We start from the raw sequence: 18,446 nt of genomic DNA on the forward strand, positions 1-18,446 counted from the left end.
TATCGACCGTCCAGCGAAGCCCAGCCGAGGAGGCAGCCCCCGTGACCGCCCGCACGCCGTCCGACCGTTCGTCCGACAGCTCGCCCCAGCCCGAGCTGCCCACCGCCTCGCTCCCGGCCCCGGCGCCCGCCGCCGAGGCCGCGCGCGCGGGTGCGGGCAAGTCCCCCGGGAAGAAGGGGAAGAGGCCCGCGCGCCGCAAGGCACCGCAGACCGCGACCGCCCCGGCCGCCCCGCCTGCCCCGGCCGCCGCACCCGCTCCGGCCGCCTCCCCTGCCCGCGCCGCCTCCGCCGCCTCCGCCGCTTCTGAGGAGCCCGGGACCCGGGCGGCTCCCTCCGCGCCCCGGCCGCGTGTGGAACCGGCCGGCGGCCGTCGGGTACGGGCCGCGCGACCGCTGGACGACGGCGACCGGGAACGGCTGCTCTCCGGTTCGCACCACGATCCGCACGGGCTGCTGGGGGCGCACCCCGTGCCGGACGGTGTCGTCTTCCGGACGCTGCGGCCGTACGCGCGCACCGTCACCGTCGTCGCGGAGGGGCTGGAGGCCGGAGCCGAGCTGAACGACGACGGCGACGGCTTCTTCTCCGGGGTGCTGCCGCTGCGCGCGGTGCCCTCGTACACGCTCCTCGTCCGCTACAGCGACGCCACCCAGGAGCTGGACGAGCTGGAGGTGCGCGATCCGTACGGCTTCCTGCCCGCCCTCGGGAACATGGATCTGCATCTGATCGGCGAGGGCAGGCACGAGGAGCTGTGGAAAGCCCTCGGTGCCCGGATCATGACGCACCAGGGCGTCGCCGGCACCCGCTTCACCGTCTGGGCGCCCAACGCCCTGGGCGTCCGGGTCGCCGGTGACTTCAACTACTGGGACGGTACGAGCCTCCCGATGCGCTCACTCGGCTCCACCGGGGTGTGGGAGCTGTTCGTGCCGGGCATCGGCGACGGCGCGCTCTACAAGTTCGACATCACGCGGCCCGACGGTTCGCACACCCTGCGCGCCGACCCGATGGCGCGGCGCGCGGAAGTACCGCCCGCGACAGCGTCCGTCGTCACCGAGTCCCACCATGTCTGGCGCGACGAGGAGTGGCTCGCACACCGCGCCGACCGTCCCGTGCACGAGGCGCCGTTCTCGGTGTACGAGGTCCATCTGGCCTCCTGGCGGCCTGGCCTGACGTATCGTCAGCTCGCCTCGCAGCTGCCCGCGTACGTCAAGGACCTCGGCTTCACCCATGTGGAGCTGATGCCGGTCGCCGAGCATCCCTTCGGCGGCTCCTGGGGCTATCAGGTCACCGGCTACTACGCGCCGACGTCCCGGATGGGCACCCCGGACGACTTCCGGTATCTCGTGGACGCCCTGCACCGCGCGGGCATCGGGGTGCTCGTCGACTGGGTGCCCGCCCACTTCCCGAAGGACGAGTGGGCACTGGCCCGGTTCGACGGCCGTCCGCTGTACGAGCACTCCGACCCGCAGCGGGCCGAGCACCCCGACTGGGGCACGCTGGAGTTCGACTACGGCCGCACGGAGGTCCGTAACTTCCTGGTCTCCAACGCCGTCTACTGGTGCGAGGAGTTCCATGTCGACGGGCTGCGGGTCGACGCCGTCGCCTCCATGCTCTACCTCGACTACTCGCGCGAGGAAGGCCAGTGGTCCCCCAACGAGCACGGCGGCCGGGAGAATCCGGACGCCGTCGCCTTCCTCCAGGAGATGAACGCCACGGTCTACCGGCGCTGTCCCGGTGTGGTGACCGTCGCCGAGGAGTCCACCGCCTGGAACGGGGTCACGCGCGCCACTCACCATGTCGGCCCCGACGGCTTCGGCGGGCTCGGTTTCGGCCTGAAGTGGAACATGGGCTGGATGCACGACTCCCTGGACTACGTCTCCAAGGAGCCCGTCCACCGCAAGTACCACCACAGCGAGATGACCTTCTCCATGGTGTACGCGTACAGCGAGAACTACGTCCTGCCGATCTCGCACGACGAGGTGGTGCACGGCAAGCGCGCGCTGGTCTCCAAGATGCCCGGTGACTGGTGGCAGCAGCGCGCCGACGAGCGCGCCTATCTCGGCTTCATGTGGGCCCACCCCGGCAAGCAACTCCTCTTCATGGGCCAGGAGTTCGCCCAGGGAGCGGAGTGGTCGGAGGGGCACGGCCCGGACTGGTGGCTGCTCGATCCGTCGTACGAGGCGGAGCCCGATCACCGGGGCGTGCGCGATCTGGTCCGCGATCTCAACGCGGTGTACGGGGCGACGCCCGCGCTCTGGCAGCGGGACACCGTCCCCGAGGGCTTCGCGTGGGTGGACGGCGAGGCCGGCGAGGACAACGTCTTCGCGTTCCTGCGGTTCGACGCGGACGGCTCGCCGCTGCTGGCGGTCTCGCACTTCTCGCCGGTGGTGCGCCATCAGTACCGGCTCGGTGTGCCCGAGGAGTTCTCCGCCTGGACGGAGGTCCTCAACACGGACGCGGCGCGCTACGGCGGCGGCGATGTGCTGAACGCGGATCCGCTGAAGCCCGAGTCGGTGGCGGCGCACGGCCGGCCGGTGTCCCTCCAGCTGACCCTGCCGCCGCTGGCGACGGTCTGGCTGCGGCCGGTCTGACGCCCGGCTCTCCTGACCTGCTCCGGCGGGCGAGGGTTCGGCGCCGCCCTAAGAGCCCGCGCGCATGGGTGGGGCGGCCTCTAAAACCTGGGCGGCGCCAAAGCGTCACGTTCCGGCCGGAAGCCCCGGCTCAGGCCACCGGCACCGGCTCCGCCGCCAGCGTCGCGGCCACCTCGGCGGGGGACGGCATCGCGGCGATCTGGTCGGCGACGGTACGCGCGGCGGCCCGGAAGCCCTGGTCCGCCAGGACGGCGGACGCGGCCTCGGCGACCGCCTCGGGCGTGGCCGTACCCCCCGGAAGACCGAGTCCGGCGCCCGCCGCGGCCACCCGGTCGGCCTGGACGAACTGGTCGGCGCCCTGGGGAGCGATCACCATCGGGATGCCGGCGGCGAGCGTGCCGAGCGTGGTGCCCGCGCCTCCGTGGGTGACCACCAGGTCCGTGTCGCGCAGCAGCTCGCTCAGCGGGGTGAAGCCGACGAAGGTCACCCGGTCATGGTCGACGTCGAAGTCCTCGGCGGTCGCGGTGAGCCCAAGGGTGACCCTCAACTCCATGTCCGCCTTCGACAGTTCACGCAGGATCGGGCTGAGCACCTCGGGCGCGGAGAAAACGGTGCCGAAGGTCACCAGCACGCGCGGACGCCGCTGCTCCGGATCGGCCGGCTCCGTCGGCCCCTGTCCGGTCTGCCCGTGGGGCTCCGGACGCAGCGGCAGCCGTCCCGCCGGAGGCTGCCAGCCGTCCTGCTGCATCGCGGGCGGGCAGGTGTCCAGGTAGTGGGCGGCGGGGCGGGGTGTCAGACCGCGGTCGGCGTAACGGCCCGCCGCCACCGCGTCCATGGCCGCGGCGAACTCGGCCGGCATGGCGGGACCGAACGCGAGGGTCGCCACCGGCACATCGAGGGCGGCGGCGGCCAACGGTCCCACGAAGTCGCACAGTTCGGTGACGATCAGCTCGGGCCGCCGCTCCCGGGCGGCGGCCAGCGCCTCGTCCGCGGTGAGGTCGACCCGCGCTCCGGCGAAGAACTCCGCGACCACGTCCGGGGTCGGTTCGCTCGACGGGTCCTTGCCGGTCCTGCGCGCGGCTTCCGCCACCAGGACGTCGGCGGTCGGTCCCGCCGGCAGTACGTCGAAGCCTTCCCGGGCCAGTACGGGAGCGAGCGCGCCCGCGGTCAGGAACACCACGTCGTCACCTCGCTCACGGAAGGCGCGGGCGAGGGGGAGTTGCGGGAGCAGATGGCCATGGGCGGGGGTGCTGGAGAAGAGAATCCGCATATCGGCAAGGGTATTGCCCCACCGTCGAGGCGCCCCACTCCGGTCGACAGGGACCGCGCACGGGCGGACCGCGCGCACGGGTACGCGCGATCCGCCCGTGTCCCGGGCGGGCCTACGGCGTGGCCGTCTTCAGCCGGGACGGGACCTCCGCGTCGCGCACGATCCCGAGCCGCTGGGTCGCCCGGGTCAGCGCCACGTACAGATCGTTGGTGCCGCGCGGCGAGCCGTCCATGATCCCCTCCGGGTCGACGACGATCACCGTGTCGAACTCCAGACCCTTCGCCTGCCTGGCGTTGAGCAGGACGACGGGCCTGGTCAGATCCGGTGCGATGCCCCAGGAGGCGTCGGGCAGTTCGGCCGCGAGATCAGGCAGCAGCGCGGCCGGGGCGATCACCGCGAGCCGCCCCTCGCTCGGGTGCTCGACCGCCAGTCCGGCCGCCGTACGGGCCAGATCACCCGGCTTGGCGGAGCGTACGAGCGGTCCCTCGCCCGTCGCGCGCACGGACCTCGGCGGCTCGAAGAACGGATCCGTCAGACGCCGTACCTCGGCCGCGACCTCCATGATCTCGGCGGGTGTGCGGTAGTTGACGCCCAGCTTGGCCAGTTCCCAGCGCTGCCGCACGTACGGCTCCAGGATCTGCTGCCAGGAGTCGCAGCCCGCCGCGTCCCCGGTCTGGGCGGGGTCGCCGACCAGGGTCATGGACCTGCTCGGGCAGCGGCGCATCAGCAACCGCCAGGCCATCGCGGACAGTTCCTGCGCCTCGTCCACGACGATATGGCCGAAGGCCCAGGTGCGGTCGGCGGCGGCCCGCTCGGCGGCGCTGCGGGTGTCGGCCTCCTCGTGCCGCTCCGCGAACCGCTCGGCGTCGATGATGTCGTGCGCGGCGAGGACCTCCGACTCGTCGTCGTCCCTGTCCTCGAACTCCTGGGTGCGGGAGCCGTACGACAGCTCGAGCACGCCCTGCGCGTAGGCGATCCGCTCCTGGCGCTCCAGCGCGGCGGCCGCGCGGGCCGCGCTGTCGTCCTCGCCGAGCAGTTCGGCCGCCTCGTCCAGCAGCGGTACGTCGGCGGGGGTCCAGTCGATCCTGGCGTCGGCGCCGGTCCGGGGCCCGGACCGGCGCATGGCGGCGGCGTCGCGCGAGCCCAGCAGGGCGCCCGGATCCGCCAGGAAGTCGGAGACGAGCTGCTGCGGGGTGAGCTTCGGCCACAGCGTGTCGATCGCCGCCTGCACCTCGGGACTGGTGGCGACCTCCTTGCCGAGCTGGGCGATGTCCGTCGGGTCGAGGAGGTTGGGACCGCCGAGCGGGTCGGCGCCGAGCCGGTCCGCGAGCTGTTCGGTGAGCGCGTCGATGATCCGGAAGGCGAAGGTCGGCCGGGCGGGGTTGTGCGGCAGTCCGGTGTCCCGGGCGCGCTGCCGTGCCTCGTGCACCGTGTCGCGGTCGAGCACGAGCGTGCCGTACTCGGAGTGCGCGATCTCCATGACGGGGCGGGGCAGCGACTGCCGACCGCGCACCTCCTCGGCCAGTACGCGGGCCATGTCGGCCCGGCCCTTGACCTCGGCCGCCTCGGGGGTGTCCGTACCGGTGGCCCGTACGCCCGGGAACAGCCCCCCCACGGTCGACAGCAGCACGCCGGTCTCACCGAGCGAGGGCAGCACCTCGCCGATATAGCCGAGGAAGGCGGGGTTCGGGCCGACGATCAGCACGGCGCGGCGGGCCAGTTGCTCGCGGTACGCGTAGAGCAGATACGCCGCCCGGTGCAGCGCCACGGCGGTCTTGCCGGTGCCGGGACCGCCCTCGACCACCAGCACACCGCGGTGCGGTGCGCGGATGATGCGGTCCTGCTCGGCCTGGATGGTCTGCACGATGTCGCTCATCCGCCCGGTACGCGCGGAGTTCAGCGCGGAGAGCAGTACGGCGTCACCGTCCGGGTCCTCGTAGCCGGTGCGGGTGGTGTCGGTGAGGTCCATGATCTCGTCATGGAGCGTGGTGACGCGGCGCCCGTGGGTGGTGAGATGGCGTCGTCTGCGCAGCCCCATCGGGGAATGGCCGGTGGCGAGATAAAAGGGGCGCGCCACGGGGGCCCGCCAGTCGATCAGCAGCGGGGTACGTTCCGGGTCGTCCCGTCGCATTCCGATGCGTCCGATGTGATGGGTCGTCCCGTCGCCGAGATCGATCCGGCCGAAACACAGACCCGACTCCACCGCATTCAGCGCGGACACCCGGCCGGAGTGTTCCGCGACGCTGATATCGCGCTCGACGCGGGCCTGCCGCACGGTGTTGACCTGGCCGATCGACGCCTCCACGGCGGTCGCGGCCTGCTCCCTCAAGGCATCGAGACGCTCATAGAGGAGGGAGACGAATTGCTGCTCATTCTGCAATTCCTCGGTTGACAATTCAGCCCCTGTCCGATACGCTGCTTTCCAGTGACCTGGTCCATGCCATTAAGCGATTCAGTCGCAGGTGATTCAACGCAACTGATTCAAGACGTGGAAATAATCAATATACGCAGAGGAAGACCCCGGCCGTCAATTCGGTTCCGGGGGTTTTTTGCGTCGCGCACCCTTTTCGCGTGTGCCGCATCGTCAGGGGGAGTCGTATACTACTTGTATGCAACCTTCGCTGTGGGGGAAGTCATGACGTCGGGCCGGGAGAAGGCGTACGCGTTCCTCAAGGAGAACGTGCTCACCGACCCGGACAGGCAGGGCGAGTTCCTCTCCGAGCAGGAGCTGGCGAACCGCATCGGGGTCTCCCGTACCCCCATCCGTGAGGCGCTGCTGCTGCTCGCCGCCGAGGATCTCGTACGGCTGGTCCCCAAGCGGGGGGCGCAGATCGTGCCGCTGTCGGGGCGGGAGATCACCGAGCTGATGGAGCTGCGCGGCATCGTCGAGCGGTACGCCGCGGAGCAGGTCGTCCCGGGCGACCGGGACGCGCTGGTGGCCGAGTTGACCGGGCTCCTGGAGCGGCAGCGGACCCTGAGCGGGCCCGAGTACGCCAGGGAGTTCATCGCGGTGGACCATCTCTTCCACGCGACGATCGTGGCCGCGGCGGGCAACTCGCTGCTCACGCGGCACTACGACGGGCTGCGCAGCCGGCAGATCCGGGCCGGGGTGGTGGCGCTCTACAACCAGCAGGGGCGGCAGGAGTCCGTACTGACCGAGCACCGCGCGATCCTGGCGGCGATCGCCTCCGGTGACCGGCCGGCCGCGCACAGCGCGATCGACAGTCACCTGGAGACGACGCTCAAGGTCCTGCTCGCCGGTTAGGCCCTGTCCGACAAATAGCGCCGAGCCAGGCGGGATTTGTCGGACAGCCCCTGGGGCGTGTTCATCAGGCGTTGGGGTCGAACGGGATGCCGACCGGCTTCGCCTTCTGCAGGTGGCCGTTGAAGTTGCCGTCCTTGAGGCCGAAGACGGCGCTGCCGAAGTCGGCCTGGCTCAGCTTGTCGCGGAGACCGGCGGGGTAGCCGTTCCAGCCGACCAGCGTGGGGAACCGCCAGGAGCCGTAGTGGTTCTCCGGCGGCTCGTCGTTGGAGTTCGCGGCACGGAAGGCGTGCGTCCCGATGCCGTCCTTGTGGTAGACGACCTTGGGGTGGGTCCCGTCCCAGCGGATCTGGTCACGGGTGTGGATGTTGAAGTTGCCGTGGGCGGAGGTCGAGACGTACTGGGCCACGTCGTTCTGCACCCACACCACGACATGCTCCCAGTCGTGACGGTGCCCGCCGAGCCCGCTGCCGGCCACGGCCTGGTCCTTCTCGAAGTAGAGGCCGTACATGATCGCGCACCAGCCGTTGTTGCACTTGGACCGCGCGTATCCGTTGGTGTTGTCGAGGTCCCACGAGTCGCGGCACGAACCGTTGACGGCCCCGGTCGTGTTCAGGCCGGGGGCTATGGTCCCGTCGGGGCCGATGGCGGGGGTGGGGTAGCAGCCGTCCGTGTCGTAGTCGAAGGCCGGCTGGAACGTCTGCTCCAGCCCGTCCGCGTTGGCGGGCAGGGCCGTGGGGGGATCGGCGAGCGCACTGCCCGGCACGGCGACGACCAGCGCGATGGCACTGCCGAAGATGAGCGAGACCTTGCGGATGCGCGAGCTTTTCTTCACTGCGTCCTCCTGATCGGCCGCGACGTGGGGTACGCGGTCCGGTTGACATGCCCGGGTCAGCTTCACCCGCCCTCGTTGACGCGTCGAGCATCGCCGGATGTCAAAGCGATGAAGGGTCAGCCAATACAGAGGGGGGTGAAGGAGACCGGAGTTACACGCTGAGTGAAGTGTGACGGCTGAGGACGCCGAAGTGAAGCACGCCGAAGTGGTGCTGCCGGAAACCGGGTTGGGCGCGGACGCGCATCCGCGTCGGTCAACGCTCCTTGTTCATCCTCCGGTTGGCGAGGACCGGTACCTTACGGCGAACCGCGGCGACCTCGTCCAGGTCCACGTCCGCGAGCAGTGTCCCCGGGCCGGCTCCGAGACTCCGCCGTACGGTCCCGTCGGGTCCGATGAGCGCGCTGTGGCCGATCCCGGTGGGGGCGGGCGACTTCGCGGCCCCGTCCGCCGGTGAGCCGGACGCCCCCGCACCGGACGTCCCCGTACCGGACGTCCCCGTACCGGACGCCGCCGGATCGGCCTGGCCCACGGCGGCGAGCCAGAGCGTGGCGTCCAACGCCCGTGCGCGGATGAGCAGTTCCCACTGCTCGCGCTTGCCGGGACCGGCGCCCCAGGAGGCCGGGAGCAGCGAGAGCACCGCTCCGGCGTCGGCGTGCGCCCGGAACAGTTCGGGGAAGCGGACGTCGTAGCAGGTGGCGAGGCCGATCCGGACACCGTCCACCTCGATGGTGACGACCTCGGAGCCGGCCGCCACGGTGTCGGACTCGGCGAAGCCGAAGGCGTCGTAGAGATGGATCTTGTCGTAGGCCGCCTCGACGCCGGGGCCGGTGGCGAGCAGGGTGTTGGCCACCTTGCCGTCCGGGGCCAGCGTGAACATGCCCGCGACCACGACAAGTCCGGTCTCTTCGGCGAGCCGGCGCACCGCCGTCGCCCAGGGGCCGTCGAGCGGTTCCGCGAGCGGCGCGAGGGGGGTGCCGAAACAGGCCATCGCGGCTTCGGGGAAGACGATGACGCGGGCGTCCTCGTCGGCGGCGCGGTGGGCCTCGGCGCGAAGGAGTTCGAGGTTCCTCTCGGGGTCGGGGCCGGTGGTGAGCTGGCTCAGCGCGATGCGCATGAGGTGGTTCCCTTCTCGGGTACGGGCGTGCGGGGTGCGGGGCCGGGGTGGGGGGTGTACGTACGTACCGGCGGTTCAGGCTTCCGCGTGGGCGGGCTGTTCCGTACCGTTCAGGTCCTCGTCGTCGGACGGGCTCCCGTCCCGCCCCAGACAGAGGCCGACGACCGTGACCACCGCGGTCAGCGCGACGTAGAGGGCCAGCGGGATCCATGAGTCGTACGCGTCGAGCAGCGCGGTGAACAGCAGCGGCGCGACGGCTCCGCCGATGACCCCGGCCAGCGTGTACGCGAGTGACGAGCCGGTGTAGCGCAGGCGCGGGGAGAACTGCTCGGCGATGAAGGCGGCCTGCGGCCCGTACATCAGCGAGTGGATGGCCAGCGCCACCACGACTCCGAGCGCGAGGAGCGGCCAGTTGCCGCCGCCGGTCATCGGGAAGAACAGGAACGGCCACACGCCGGCGGCCACGGCGGAGACGCCGTACAGCAGACGCCGGTTGATCCGGTCGGAGAGGGCTCCGGCCAGCGGGATCAGAAAGACTTGGAACGAGGAGCCGATCAGGACGGCGGCCAGCGCGGAGCCGCGCGACATGTCGAGCTCGCCGGTCGCGTAGGTCAGTACGAAGACGGTGAACAGCGCGTACAGCACGTCCGGGGCGACCCGGCTGAGGATCGCGGCCGTCAGCGCGCGCGGATGCGTGGTGAAGACCTCACGGATCGGTGCCTCGGGGCGCTTCTGCTCGGCCTCCATCGCCTTGAAGACCGGGGTCTCCTCAAGCTTCGCGCGGATCCACAGCCCGAAGACGACCAGGACCCCGGAGAGCAGGAAGGCCACACGCCAGCCCCAGGAGGTGAACTGACTCTCCGTCAGGATGGCACCGAGGGCGGCGAGTACACCATTGGCCAGCAGATTGCCCGCGGGCGGGCCGATCTGGGCGGCCGAGGCGAAGAAGCCGCGCCGGCGCGGGTCGCCGAACTCGCTGGAGAGCAGTACGGCCCCGCCCCACTCGCCGCCGACACCGACGCCCTGGGCGAAGCGGAGGATGACGAGGGCGATGGGCGCGGACACGCCGATCGTGGCGTAGGAGGGGAGCAGACCGATCAGGAGGGTCGCGGCCCCGATCAGGACGAGGGTCGCCATGAGGACCTTCTTGCGGCCGATCCTGTCGCCGAGACGGCCGAAGACGAATCCGCCCAGGGGCCGGGAGACATAGCCGACGGCGTAGGTGGAGAAGGCCAGGAGCGTGCCGGTGGCGGGGTCCTCGGAGGGGAAGAAGACATCGCCGAAGACCAGCGCGGCGGCCACGGAGTAGATGGCGAAGTCGTACCACTCCAGGGCGGTCCCGGTGAGGCTGGCGAAGAAGGCGCGGCGGACCGCGGACCTGCCGGGCGGTTGCGTTTCCATTCCCTTACCCCTGCTCGTGTCCATGTTCGTGCTGTTCTTCACGATGTCCGTCCTTGCTGAGGTGCGCTATCGACCTTCCGGCATACTTCTTGTATACAGGTCGTATGCGCAAGCCTTCCGCGCAAAGTAAAGAAGCCGGTGGGGCCTCCGACCTCTCCGATACCGCGATCGATGTGGAGAAACCCATGGCGCTGCTGACCTTCGAACTGCCCGACGGCACCACCAGGCGCGTCGATGTCGTCCAGGTGCTCAACGCCGGCTACGCCGGACGCAGCCAGGACGATGTCGCCGCGCATGTGGCGGAGCTCGCCGAGCTGGGGGTGCCGGCGCCGTCCGTCACACCGGCCCTCTACCCGGTCGCCCCGTATCTGGCCCAGCACACCGACCGGGTCGGCGTCCAGCACGGGCGCACCTCCGGCGAAGCGGAATGGGCCCTGGTGGTGGACGGCGACGGGGACCTGCTGCTGACGGCCGCCTGCGACCACACCGACCGTGAGCTGGAGGTGCACGGCGTGGCATGGAGCAAGAACGCGGGCCCGGACGTCCTCGCCCGGCGCGCCTGGCGGCTGGCCGACGTACAGGAGCGGCTGGACGCGCTGACCCTGCGGGCGTGGGTGACCCACGCCGGCTCCGGGGAGGAGACCCTCATCCAGGACGGCAGGCTGGCGGAGCTGCTCACCCCGGCCTACTGGGCGGAGGTGCTGCGGGAGCGCGGCGATCTGGTGCCGGGGACGGTGCTGATCTCCGGCACGATCCCCATGGCCGAGGGCGTCGACCAGTTCGCCGACCGCTGGCGGGTCGAGCTGGGCGACCCGGCCACGGGGGACGTGATCGAGCTGGCCTACGACGTGGTGCGGATGCCGGCGCCCATCGGCTGAGCCGCCGTTGGCGCGAGGTCCGCCGGCCGAGGGGTCTCCGGCTCGGCCGCGGTCCGTCGCGCCGCGTTCCGCGAGCCGTGCGGGCGGGCGTACGCGCCACGGCGGGACAGCAGCTCGTGACGGGTCCCGGGCTCGACGATCCGGCGGTGGTCCAGACACAGGACGCGGTCGGCGTCCTGCGGGTTCTGCTGGGCGTCGCGATGCGGGCGTTGCCGGACAGGTCGCTGCCACTCGGAGCACCGGCCCATCGCACTCCGGGGCGACCACGCGCATCCCCCGTGGGAGCTACAGGAATCGTCCTCCGGCTGGGGATTCGCGGATGTCGTCGCCTTCATAGCGTTGCGGACGGGTCGCAGAACCGCGCTCCTGATACCGACGCCGACGGAGGCCACCATGGGCACGACGCCCGCCGAAGCACACCACGCGGACCGCGGCCGGATGGGCCGCATCGCACGGTTTCCACTCGCCTGGATGCTGATGGGGCTGCTCGGTGTGGGCGTGATGTCGGCCCTGACCGCCGCCGGAGAGCCCGGCACCGTGAGCGGCACCGTTCTGCCCGTGGCAGGCGCGGCAGCCGCGGTAGCCGTCTACGGGGCCGTCATGCGCTTCGTCGCGCGGCGGCGCACACCGGAGATCGCCGGGCACCGGGCCGGAAGGGAGGCACTGCTCGGCGGCGGGATCGGCCTGGCGTTCGTGCTCGTCTCCGCCTCACTGATCGCGGCCTTCGGCGGCTACGCGTTCACCTGGTCGGGCCGCGACATCCTGTCGGTCGCCGTGCCGGTGGCCGCCGTATCCGTCGGCGCGGCGGTCACCGAGGAACTGATCTTCCGCGGCCTCGTCCTGCAAGCAGTGGAACGACTGTGCGGCAGCAAGGCGGCGCTCGCGATCACCGCCTTGCTGTTCGGTGGTCTGCACCTGGCCAACCCGGGTGCGACGGTCTGGAGTTCAGTGGCGATCGCCCTTGAGGCGGGTGTCCTCCTCGGTGCCGCTTTCCTGTGGCGGCGCAGCATCTGGTTCGTCGTCGGACTCCATTTCGCGTGGAACACCACCGAGGGACTGCTCGGCATCCCGGTCTCCGGCCATGTGTCCGAGGGGCTGCTGACCGCCGACGTCACCGGCCCGGCACTGCTGACCGGCGGCGGCTTCGGCCTCGAAGCGTCGATCGTGCCGGTCGTGGTGAGCGTGCTGCTCTCGGTTCCGATGCTCTTCCTCGCCCACCGACGCGGCCATCTCGTATCGTTGCGCCGCGCCGGCCGCTGACATCCACACACACGCACTCCCGCACTCCGCCGAAAAGCCGAAAGCCGAACAACCGAACGGCCGCACAGAGGAAAAGGAAGAGGACTTGAAGATCAGCGAGGCGCCTCGCGCGACCGGGCTCCTCCGGGCACCGCTCGTCTGGTGGGATGCCCGTGACATGTCCGTCAAGGACGGCGTCCTCACGGCGGTCCTCACCCTGCTGGCGTTCGTGCCGACGCTGTCGGTCATCGGGGCGCAGATCGGCGACCTGCCCCAGAGGCGGGCGGACGCGCTGGGCGTGGCGCTGGCCTTGGCGCAGTGCCTGCCGCTGGCGATACGCAGCCGATGGCCCGCGGCCTGTCTGGCGGTCGTCGGCACCGCGTTCGCGGTTCATCAGGCGCTGGCCTATCCGACCACCTTCGGCAGCATGGGTCTCTATCTGGCGCTGTATGCCGCCGGAGCCCATCAAGTCCGGTTCCGCCGCGGCCTGTCCGCGGTGTCGACGTCCGGCTACGCCGTGCTGGCGGTCGTACTGCACAGCCTGGGTTCACCGCAGCGGGCCCTGGACTACCTCTCGTTCTACCTGATGCTGGCGTTGATCTGGCTGGCCGGGGCCGGGATGCGCAGGTGGCGGGCGGAAGAGGCCGAACGCCGGCGGCTGGCCGCGGAAGTGGCCACGGCCGCCGAGCGGGCACGGATCGCCCGTGAGCTGCATGACGTGGTGACCCACCATGTGACGGCCATGGTGGTCCAGGCCGACGCCGCGCAGTTCCTGCTCCCCGCCGCGCCGGCTCGTGCCGGAGAAGCACTCGCCGCCATCGGCGGCACCGGCCGCGGGGCACTGACGGAACTGCGTTACCTGCTCGGAGTGCTGGAGGCGACCGGCGAATCGGCGTCCGTCGACCGGGCACCCGCGAACCGCGCACCTACCCTGGGCAGAGTGGCTGATCTGGTCGAACAGGCCCGGCTGTCGGGCCAGCCCGTCGAGTGGACCGAGCAGGGCGAACAGCGGCCCCAGGCCGTCGAGGTGGAACTGGCGGCCTACCGCGTGGTGCAGGAAGCGCTCACCAACGCGCTCAAGTACGCGACCGGGCGGCCAACGGCGGTCCGGATCCGGCACGGTGACGAGCACATCGAGGTCGAGGTGACCACGGACGGACCCGCCGACGTACGCGCTGACGGACGCGCTGACAAGTCCGCTGACGGACGCGCCGACGGATCCGCCGACGCCACGCCCGATTCACCGGGAGCGCGGGAACCGGGCCCTTCGGGCGGGCGGGGCCTGGGAGGACTGCGCGAACGGATGCGGATACTCGATGGTGAACTGGTGGCCGGAGCCCGGCCCGACGGCGGGTTCACCGTCCGCGCCCTGATTCCGTCCAGGAGTAACGCATGACCGGCTCACCGCCACCGACACGACTGCTCATCTGCGAGGACCAAGCACTGGTGCGCGCGGGTTACGTCACCATCTTCTCCACGCAGCCCGACATGGAGGTCGTCGGGGAGGCGGAGGACGGACGCATGGCGGTGGAGACCGCGCGGCGGCTCCGCCCCGACGTGATCGTGATGGACATCCGGATGCCCCTCGTGGACGGCATCGAGGCGACCCGGCAGCTGGCCGGACCCGGTGTCGCCACACCGGCGAAGATACTGGTCGTCACCACCTTCAACGTCGACGAGTATGTCTACGAAGCGCTTCGGGCCGGTGCCAGCGGCTTCCTCCTCAAGGACGCGCCACCGGCGGAACTGCTCAACGGCGTCCGGACGATCGCCCGGGGCGATTCCCTGTTGGCCCCCGCCGTCACCCGCACACTCATCGGCCGCTTCGCCGAACGGCTACGTCCGTCCGATACGTTCCGCCCGGCCAGGCAGGACCTCGTACGGGCGCTGACCCCCCGCGAACTTGAGGTGTTCGAACAGATCGCCGCTGGGCTGTCGAACGCGGAGATCGCCGCGAAGCTGTTCATCACCTCCGAAACGGTGAAGACCTACGTGTCGCGGATCCTGGCCAAACTCAACCTGCGTGACCGTGTGCAGGCGGTCGTCCTCGCCTACCGGGTGGGGCTGGTCTCCGGCAGCGACTGAACCGGCTCAAGCGGATGGCAGGGGCGTGGGCCCGCGGCCGGATACCGCGGGCCCACCGGGGGTGCCGGTCTCTGCCGTCAGCCGGCTCCTCGCTCCGCGCGGCGCGTCAGACCACCTCTTCCAGTTCCTGGAGAAGCTTGCGCTTCGGGCGGGCTCCGACCATGGACTTCACCGGTTCACCCGCGCGGAACACCATCAGCGTCGGCATCGCGAGAACCCCGTACCGCGCCGTGATCTCGGGGTTACTGTCCACATCGAGCTGGACGACCTTGAGCCGGCCGGCCTGCTCCCCGGCCACGGCGCTCAGCACCGGCGCGAGCTGCCGGCACGGGCCGCACCAGTCGGCGGTGAATTCCACAAGGACGGGGAGTCCTGACTTGAGCACCTCATTGTCGAAATCCGTGTCCGTCACGGCGTCGACACCGTCTATCGCGATCATTTCTCTGTCTCTCCTCGATTGACCCGGCTGAATTCGTGCGCGCTTGTGTGCGGCGTCAATGCGCACCGCGGTTCGGGGCCGCCCGGCACCTCCGCTTCGGCCGCCAGCCCGGCCCGCGCCGCCTCGGCCTGTGCGAGCTGCGCCCCGACCTGGGCACGTACCGACTGAAGCTCACCGATCAGTCCGTCCAGCTCGCCGAGCTTGCGGCGGTAGACGGCGAGCGAGGCGGGACAGGAGTCCCCGGCCGGATGCCCGGCGCGCAGGCACTCCACGAACGGCCGCGTCTCCTCCAGATCGAACCCGAAGTCCTGAAGGGTCCTGATCTGCCGGAGGAGCCGCAGATCGCTCTCGTCGTACGTGCGGTAGCCGTTCACCGCGCGCCGGGCGGGCAGCAGCCCGCGTGACTCGTAGTAACGCAGAGTCCGCGTGGTCGTCCCCGCCCGTTCCGCCAGCTCACCGATTCGCATGTCTTCGACCGTAATCCTTGACGCCGAGGTCAAGGCAAGGGAGCCGGGGCGAGGGAAGTCACGGCGAGGAGAAAGGCATTGACGGTGTGCCCCCGCACCGTTACAAGACGTACTGAGAGCGCTCTCAGGCAGCGCTCCCGGTCCCACCTCGGCACCATCCGCACCGGAGGTGTTCCTTGAGAACCAGTCGCACCAGATCCGCCCCCCGCACTGCCACCCGCACCGCTTCTCGCACCGCTTCTCGCACCGCTCCCCGCACGCCCCTCATCGGCGCGATCCTCGCCATGGCCGTCGCGCTGGCCGGGTTCGTCGGCCTCACCGGCGCCGGCACCGCCCAGGGCGCGATACCGCCCGCGCCCGGCTGGAACCTCCAGTGGAGCGACGACTTCAACGGCGCGGACCGCACCCCGCCCTCCGCCACCAACTGGCAGACCGACACCGGCCACGGCTACCCCGGCGGGCCGGGCAACTGGGGCACCGGCGAGATCCAGAACTACACCGCGAGCCCGGACAACCTGAGCCTGGACGGCAACGGAAACCTCCGTATCACCCCGCTCAGGGACGGCGCGGGCAACTGGACCTCGGCCCGTGTCGAGACCCGGCGCGCCGACTTCAAGGCTCCGGCGGGCGGCACCCTCCGTATCGAGGGCCGTATCCAGATGCCGAACGTGACGGGCGACGCCGCGCTCGGCTACTGGCCCGCCTTCTGGACACTCGGCTCGCCCTTCCGGGGCAACTACTGGAACTGGCCGGGCATCGGTGAGTTCGACATCATGGAGAACGTCAACGGGATCAACTCCGTCTGGGGCGTGCTGCACTGCGGCGTGAGTCCGGGCGGCCCGTGCAACGAGACCACCGGCCTCGGCGCCAACCGTGCCTGCCCCGGTTCCAGTTGCCAGTCCGCGTTCCACACCTACCGCTTCGAGTGGGACCGCGCGGTCACCCCCAATGAGCTGCGCTGGTACGTGGACGACCAGCTCTTCCACACCGTGCGGCAGAACCAGATGGACGCCGGTACCTGGGCCAATATGACCAACCACGCCGGGTACTTCATCCTCCTCAACGTGGCGATCGGCGGGGCGTTCCCCGACGCGCTCGGCGGCCGGACCCCGACCGCCGCGACCGTCCCCGGCCGCCCCATGCTCGTCGACTATGTGGCCGTCTGGACCCGTGGCGGCACACCGGCGGATCCTCCGACGGATCCTCCGACCGACCCGCCGCCGTCGGGCTCCTCGACGCTGTACGCGCGGACGGGCGCCGGACTCGGTGACGCCGCCGGATCGGCCGCGTCGACCGGCCTCGCCACGGCGGGCGGCGCCAACTACGACGGCACGCCGCACACCCCGCAGGTCTTCACCTCCAGCGGGATCACCCGTACGTACAACGGCGGTGCCACGCAGTTCGACCTGTTCGTCGACGCGGGGACATCGGTCGGCAACGGGCAGCAGGTCAGGGTGAGTTACGACCGTACGGGCGACGGCACCTGGGACCGTACGGAGACCTACCAGTACTTCGCGACCGACCCCGCCCCCGGCTATGAGCACTACACCCAGGCCAGGGGCCTGAAGTCGGCCACCGGATCGCACGGCGACCTCGTCAACGGGAAGGTACGGATCGAGGTCTGGAACGCCATCGGTACCGGCGCGACCACGCTGGGCATCGGCAACCAGTCGGTGATCCGGATCCCGTTCGCCTGACGCGGCTCGACATCGCCAAGGCGGCTCGATGCCGCCGACGCGGCGCGAGGGGCCGGTACGGGCAAGGCCGCCGTATCCGTACCGGCCCGGCCCGTACCCAGCCCGTACCCGGCCGGGCGCGGGCCACGGGGCTCAGCCGCCGGATCGCGGGGCGGCGACCCGCGCCTCGACGGGGATGTTCCGATACCAGAAGCCGCACAGCCCTTCCCAGATCTCGCGTTCGGCCGCGCTGCTGAGCACGTCGGACGCGGACGCGGACGCGGGCACAGGCACGGGCACAGGCACGGGCAGCGGCTGCTGGTCCGCGAGTCCCGCCTCCGGCAGGGGCGGCCGGCCACCGTGCTGAGCTGTGTCCAGCAGCAGCCCCCGGTAGAGGTCGAAGGCGACGCGGATCTGCTGCCCGTGCACGACGGCGGTGGCGAGCGCGGCCCGGTAGCCGGTCAGCGCACCGATCGCGCCGACCACGAGCGAGACGGCGGCGAGCCACAGCGCGCCGCCCACCGCCACCGTGCAGACCGGGGCCGTGACGGTGAACACGACGGAGAGCGTGGCTGCGGCGAGAGCGGCGTCGAGCCGGGCCCTGCTCGACGCGAACGTGGCGGTGAACTGAGCGGGCAGGAGCGGGAACAGCCGTGGCCAGACGAGCACGGCGTCGATTCCGTACCGGGTACGGGGGTAGTCCTCGGCGCCGCGCAAGACGTTGCCGAGGCGTGTCGGCGATACGGTCGTCCCGGGCAGTGGGTAGTGCAGATAGAGCGTCTCGTACGCGTCCGGCTTGCCCGCCCGTATGTCGCCGCGCAGCTCCGCGCGGGCCCGTTCGTGACGGCTCGCCCGCCGCGCCCCGAGCCGACGGCCGGGATACCCGGGCCAGTACCCCTCGGCCCAGCGCAGCAGGGTCACCCGGTGGGCCGCCAGCAGGGCGGTGAGGAGGGTGACGGCGAGGACGAAGCCCGCCGCATGGACGGTACGCACGCCCGCGGGCCGGTCGGTCCAGGTGCCGAGGGCCGTACCGAGCCCCGTACCGAGGGCGGCGGCGGAACTCACGTCCGTGGCCGCTTCGAGAGTGACCCCGAGGAGGACGGCCGAGAAGACGAGGGCGGGGAGGGCCGAGGTGAAGAGCAGGCGTCGGCTCGTGCCCGCCAGCGCGTCCCGGAACACGTCCGCGATCACG

The 18,446-nt window shown here is 71.1% G+C and carries 15 protein-coding genes; 7 read left to right on the plus strand and 8 right to left on the minus strand.

Annotation, left to right across the window (positions count from 1 at the left end):
• Positions 1–41 precede the first annotated feature (41 nt).
• On the plus strand, positions 42–2,588 hold the full coding sequence (gene glgB / locus ACIRQP_RS29420) for a 1,4-alpha-glucan branching enzyme (protein ID WP_403894930.1): 2,547 nt from the start codon (positions 42–44) through the stop codon (positions 2,586–2,588).
• 130 nt (positions 2,589–2,718) lie between these two features.
• On the opposite strand, the gene ACIRQP_RS29425 is transcribed toward glgB, so the two are convergent.
• Positions 2,719–3,858, minus strand: a complete 1,140-nt coding sequence (locus tag ACIRQP_RS29425; RefSeq protein ID WP_403894933.1) for a glycosyltransferase — start codon at positions 3,856–3,858, stop codon at positions 2,719–2,721.
• A 112-nt stretch (positions 3,859–3,970) separates the two neighbouring features.
• Complete coding sequence (locus ACIRQP_RS29430; RefSeq protein ID WP_403894935.1) at positions 3,971–6,253, minus strand: HelD family protein; 2,283 nt, start codon at positions 6,251–6,253, stop codon at positions 3,971–3,973.
• 240 nt (positions 6,254–6,493) lie between these two features.
• Here ACIRQP_RS29430 and ACIRQP_RS29435 point away from each other — a divergent pair, with 240 nt between their 5' ends.
• Positions 6,494–7,123: a GntR family transcriptional regulator gene (locus ACIRQP_RS29435; protein ID WP_403894938.1), complete on the plus strand. Its 630-nt coding sequence runs from the start codon at positions 6,494–6,496 to the stop codon at positions 7,121–7,123.
• Positions 7,124–7,187: 64 nt separating this feature from the next.
• Here ACIRQP_RS29435 and ACIRQP_RS29440 read toward each other — a convergent pair whose 3' ends face one another.
• From ACIRQP_RS29440 to ACIRQP_RS29450, 3 genes are all read right to left on the minus strand, one after another.
• Positions 7,188–7,955: an NPP1 family protein gene (locus ACIRQP_RS29440; RefSeq protein WP_403894940.1), complete on the minus strand. Its 768-nt coding sequence runs from the start codon at positions 7,953–7,955 to the stop codon at positions 7,188–7,190.
• 253 nt (positions 7,956–8,208) lie between these two features.
• Positions 8,209–9,069 (minus strand): carbon-nitrogen hydrolase family protein, encoded by an 861-nt coding sequence (locus ACIRQP_RS29445; RefSeq protein WP_403894943.1) that lies wholly within the window; start codon positions 9,067–9,069, stop codon positions 8,209–8,211.
• A gap of 75 nt (positions 9,070–9,144) precedes the next feature.
• The gene (locus ACIRQP_RS29450; protein ID WP_403894945.1) at positions 9,145–10,470 is read right to left on the minus strand and encodes an MFS transporter; all 1,326 of its coding nucleotides are present in this window, start codon (positions 10,468–10,470) and stop codon (positions 9,145–9,147) included.
• Positions 10,471–10,655: 185 nt separating this feature from the next.
• On the opposite strand from ACIRQP_RS29450, the gene ACIRQP_RS29455 reads away from it, so the two are divergent.
• The 4 genes from ACIRQP_RS29455 to ACIRQP_RS29470 all read left to right on the plus strand — a co-directional run bounded on the left by ACIRQP_RS29455 (position 10,656) and on the right by ACIRQP_RS29470 (position 14,672).
• Entirely contained in the window at positions 10,656–11,348 is a 693-nt protein-coding gene (locus ACIRQP_RS29455) for a DUF2848 domain-containing protein (RefSeq protein ID WP_403895007.1), read from the plus strand.
• Positions 11,349–11,741: 393 nt separating this feature from the next.
• Positions 11,742–12,608 (plus strand): lysostaphin resistance A-like protein, encoded by an 867-nt coding sequence (locus ACIRQP_RS29460; protein ID WP_403894948.1) that lies wholly within the window; start codon positions 11,742–11,744, stop codon positions 12,606–12,608.
• A 157-nt stretch (positions 12,609–12,765) separates the two neighbouring features.
• The gene (locus ACIRQP_RS29465; protein ID WP_403895010.1) at positions 12,766–13,983 is read left to right on the plus strand and encodes a sensor histidine kinase; all 1,218 of its coding nucleotides are present in this window, start codon (positions 12,766–12,768) and stop codon (positions 13,981–13,983) included.
• The gene (locus ACIRQP_RS29470) at positions 13,980–14,672 is read left to right on the plus strand and encodes a response regulator (RefSeq protein WP_403894951.1); all 693 of its coding nucleotides are present in this window, start codon (positions 13,980–13,982) and stop codon (positions 14,670–14,672) included. Before ACIRQP_RS29465 ends, ACIRQP_RS29470 begins: the two co-directional genes overlap by 4 nt.
• 106 nt (positions 14,673–14,778) lie before the next feature.
• Here ACIRQP_RS29470 and trxA read toward each other — a convergent pair whose 3' ends face one another.
• Both trxA and ACIRQP_RS29480 read right to left on the minus strand, forming a co-directional pair.
• Positions 14,779–15,111 (minus strand): thioredoxin, encoded by a 333-nt coding sequence (trxA, locus tag ACIRQP_RS29475; RefSeq protein ID WP_403894954.1) that lies wholly within the window; start codon positions 15,109–15,111, stop codon positions 14,779–14,781.
• Positions 15,108–15,578, minus strand: a complete 471-nt coding sequence (locus tag ACIRQP_RS29480) for a MerR family transcriptional regulator (protein ID WP_403894957.1) — start codon at positions 15,576–15,578, stop codon at positions 15,108–15,110. The genes trxA and ACIRQP_RS29480 overlap by 4 nt, the downstream gene beginning before the upstream one ends.
• A 284-nt stretch (positions 15,579–15,862) precedes the next feature.
• Here ACIRQP_RS29480 and ACIRQP_RS29485 point away from each other — a divergent pair, with 284 nt between their 5' ends.
• The gene (locus ACIRQP_RS29485) at positions 15,863–17,275 is read left to right on the plus strand and encodes a glycoside hydrolase family 16 protein (RefSeq protein WP_403894960.1); all 1,413 of its coding nucleotides are present in this window, start codon (positions 15,863–15,865) and stop codon (positions 17,273–17,275) included.
• Between the two features lie 132 nt (positions 17,276–17,407).
• On the opposite strand, the gene ACIRQP_RS29490 is transcribed toward ACIRQP_RS29485, so the two are convergent.
• The gene (locus tag ACIRQP_RS29490) at positions 17,408–18,445 is read right to left on the minus strand and encodes a hypothetical protein (RefSeq protein WP_403894962.1); all 1,038 of its coding nucleotides are present in this window, start codon (positions 18,443–18,445) and stop codon (positions 17,408–17,410) included.
• Between the last annotated feature and the right edge of the window lies 1 nt (position 18,446).

This window comes from Streptomyces sp. NPDC102274, from assembly GCF_044766385.1.
GTDB lineage: Bacteria > Actinomycetota > Actinomycetes > Streptomycetales > Streptomycetaceae > Streptomyces.

Excerpts from the sequence above, each read along its gene's own strand:
- ACIRQP_RS29435 (WP_403894938.1), top strand. The coding sequence starts at position 6,494 with ATGACGTCGGGCCGGGAGAAGGCGTACGCGTTCCTCAAGGAGAACGTG.
- trxA (WP_403894954.1), bottom strand. The coding sequence starts at position 15,111 with ATGATCGCGATAGACGGTGTCGACGCCGTGACGGACACGGATTTCGAC.
- ACIRQP_RS29450 (WP_403894945.1), bottom strand. The coding sequence starts at position 10,470 with ATGGAAACGCAACCGCCCGGCAGGTCCGCGGTCCGCCGCGCCTTCTTC.
- ACIRQP_RS29480 (WP_403894957.1), bottom strand. The coding sequence starts at position 15,578 with ATGCGAATCGGTGAGCTGGCGGAACGGGCGGGGACGACCACGCGGACT.
- ACIRQP_RS29425 (WP_403894933.1), bottom strand. The coding sequence starts at position 3,858 with ATGCGGATTCTCTTCTCCAGCACCCCCGCCCATGGCCATCTGCTCCCG.
- ACIRQP_RS29470 (WP_403894951.1), top strand. The coding sequence starts at position 13,980 with ATGACCGGCTCACCGCCACCGACACGACTGCTCATCTGCGAGGACCAA.
- ACIRQP_RS29455 (WP_403895007.1), top strand. The coding sequence starts at position 10,656 with ATGGCGCTGCTGACCTTCGAACTGCCCGACGGCACCACCAGGCGCGTC.
- ACIRQP_RS29465 (WP_403895010.1), top strand. The coding sequence starts at position 12,766 with ATGTCCGTCAAGGACGGCGTCCTCACGGCGGTCCTCACCCTGCTGGCG.
- ACIRQP_RS29485 (WP_403894960.1), top strand. The coding sequence starts at position 15,863 with ATGGCCGTCGCGCTGGCCGGGTTCGTCGGCCTCACCGGCGCCGGCACC.
- ACIRQP_RS29460 (WP_403894948.1), top strand. The coding sequence starts at position 11,742 with ATGGGCACGACGCCCGCCGAAGCACACCACGCGGACCGCGGCCGGATG.
- ACIRQP_RS29445 (WP_403894943.1), bottom strand. The coding sequence starts at position 9,069 with ATGCGCATCGCGCTGAGCCAGCTCACCACCGGCCCCGACCCCGAGAGG.